Consider the following 2,407-nt stretch of genomic DNA (forward strand, 5'->3'; position numbering starts at 1 on the left):
GTACCCCGCAAGGCGCGGCGGCTCAGTTGGCAAGGCCGAACTGGATCTCGATCTCGTGGTAGCGGGCGCCCTGGCCCGCCCACCGATGATAGATTTCGCGGCTCTCGCCGGAGAAATTGTGCCTGGACATCTCGATCTCCTCGACCAGCGGCGTGTAGCCCTGGGTGAAAAGACTGCGCATCGGTCCCTGATGCAGGGCCGATGCCACCATGATCGGCTCCAGGTCGATCAGGTCGAAATCGCCGCGATAGTTCTCGCCACCCGTGACCGGACGGCAGATCCGCCAGTCGAAGAGGGTCTTGGCGTTTTTCGGCAGGTTCCGCGCAATGAAGACCCAGGGGCCTGCGGGCGTCATTCCGGCGCGTTCCATTTCCGCCTCGATGACTGGCGCCAATGCGGCGCTTTCATTTTTGACGTCGGGAATGGTGAGACGCCGCGCGATCGATAGCACGCGCATGGCGTCGGTTTCCTTGATGAGCATCCGGCTCCTCCATGAGATCGGTGGCGAAAGTCGCCCGCGATCGGGTCGGGTGCAAGCAAAAAGCCGGAACAAACTTGCGAACTTCGGTCGGAAACGGGCCGAACGTGGAATTGTTTTGCGCGCTCATGGCCCCGGGCAGCGGCGCTTGCTTGCAGGCGCCGCCGCGCTATCTTCGTCGCAGCAACCAGGCTTGTTGGGAAGTTAGAGGAGACCGTGCATGCGTTATGAGGGAAGTTGCCATTGCGGCAAGATCGCCGTCGCGGTGGCGGGGGATTTCGCCGAGGCTATCGACAGCCACTGCTCGCTATGCCGCCGCCGCGGCGGGCTGCTTGCCTTCATTCCCCGCGACAGGCTGACGATGAAGACACCGGAAACGGACCTTTCGACCTATCTCTTCAACAAGCATGTCATCCGGCATCATTTCTGCGATAGCTGCGGCATCGCCCCTTTCGGCGAAGGCGAGGGACCGCACGGGAAGATGGCCGCAATCAACCTGCGTTGCTTGCCGGAGTTCGATCTGGAGGCGGTCAAGATCGTCAAATACGACGGTCGTTCGGTTTAGGAGCAGGGGAAAGATGAATCTCTGGTTGCGGTGCGGATATGGCACAACGGGACCTTGCCGATTAAATCGGTGGCACCCTTGTCTTTTGGCGGGCAGCGCCTACATCTTCAGCGGAAGCTGATAAACCCCAAAAAGCGATAGGAACGGTGATTTTTGCCGAATCAGCCGGTTTTTCAGCGGAAATGCTTGACGGGATCGAAAATAGTGGGAATCACCATTTCCGAATAAGAAATGGCGAAATGACACGGCGGTTAGGGAATCATGCCAGAGACGTTTCAGTGGCAGGACTGTCGAAGCTCGCCCGCTTTGCCACGATCGCACTCGTGGTTAAACAGGAATTAAACATCATCCCGTTACGTCAGGGGAAATGATTCGGTGGCGGGTACGCGGCGTGCCCGAACCTTCGAGCGGCATTGGCACCGGACTCACGCCGGTTGCGACAAGGAAAGCGACGAACTAAATGGCAACCAAAGTCAAAGAAAACGAAGAAGCTGACGTAGAACGCGAAGGTGCTCCGGACGGTCCGCTTCTCGATCTTTCCGACGACGCTGTCAAGAAGATGATCAAGGCCGCCAAGAAGCGCGGCTACGTGACGATGGACGAGTTGAACTCGGTCCTTCCGTCCGAGGAAGTCACCTCCGAACAGATCGAAGACACGATGGCGATGCTGTCCGACATGGGCATCAACGTGATCGAGGACGAGGAAGCCGAAGAGGCTGCCGGCGGCGGTGACGACGAGGCGAGCGACGACGACGGCGACAGCGAAGGCGGCGAACTCGCCCCTTCCGGCGGCACGGCGCTTGCGACCAGCAAGAAGAAGGAACCGACCGATCGTACCGACGATCCGGTCCGCATGTACCTGCGCGAAATGGGCTCGGTCGAGCTCCTGTCCCGCGAAGGCGAAATCGCGATCGCCAAGCGCATCGAGGCTGGCCGCGAAACGATGATCGCCGGTCTCTGCGAGAGCCCGCTGACCTTCCAGGCGCTGATCATCTGGCGCGACGAACTGAACGAAGGCCAGACGCTGCTGCGCGAGATCATCGATCTCGAAACCACCTATTCCGGTCCCGAGGCCAAGGCTGCCCCGCAGTTCCAGAGCCCGGAAAAGATCGAGGCTGACCGCAAGGCGGCCGAGGAAAAGGAAAAGACCCGCAAGGTGCGCACCGCCGCCAACGACGACGACATTACCAATGTCGGCGGCGATGTCATGCCGGCCGAGGAAGAAGAGGAAGACGACGACGAGTCGAACCTCTCGCTCGCGGCCATGGAAGCGGAACTGCGCCCGCAGGTCATGGAAACCCTCGACATCATCGCCGAGACCTACAAGAAGCTGCGCAAGCAGCAGGACCAGCAGGTGGAAGCCC

At 60.3% G+C, this 2,407-nt stretch carries 4 protein-coding genes; 3 read left to right on the plus strand and 1 reads right to left on the minus strand.

Annotated elements, in window-relative coordinates:
- Window positions 1-22: 22 nt before the first annotated feature.
- A complete protein-coding gene (locus I8N66_RS37090) occupies window positions 23-481 on the minus strand; it encodes a hypothetical protein (protein WP_223725079.1) in 459 nt (152 codons plus the stop codon).
- Between the two features lie 217 nt (window positions 482-698).
- Between I8N66_RS37090 and I8N66_RS37095 the strand changes: the two genes are divergently transcribed.
- The 3 genes from I8N66_RS37095 to I8N66_RS37105 form a co-directional block, all read left to right on the plus strand.
- Window positions 699-1,043, plus strand: a complete 345-nt coding sequence (locus tag I8N66_RS37095) for a GFA family protein (protein WP_291165520.1) — start codon at window positions 699-701, stop codon at window positions 1,041-1,043.
- 146 nt (window positions 1,044-1,189) lie between these two features.
- Window positions 1,190-1,414, plus strand: coding sequence for a hypothetical protein (locus tag I8N66_RS37100; RefSeq protein WP_162768926.1), 225 nt, complete (start codon window positions 1,190-1,192; stop codon window positions 1,412-1,414).
- An 89-nt stretch (window positions 1,415-1,503) separates the two neighbouring features.
- A partial coding sequence (locus tag I8N66_RS37105) for an RNA polymerase sigma factor region1.1 domain-containing protein (protein ID WP_291165522.1) occupies window positions 1,504-2,407 on the plus strand: 904 nt, incomplete at its 3' end.

This window comes from Ensifer sp. SSB1, from assembly GCF_016652895.1.
Taxonomy (GTDB): Bacteria; Pseudomonadota; Alphaproteobacteria; order Rhizobiales; family Rhizobiaceae; genus Ensifer.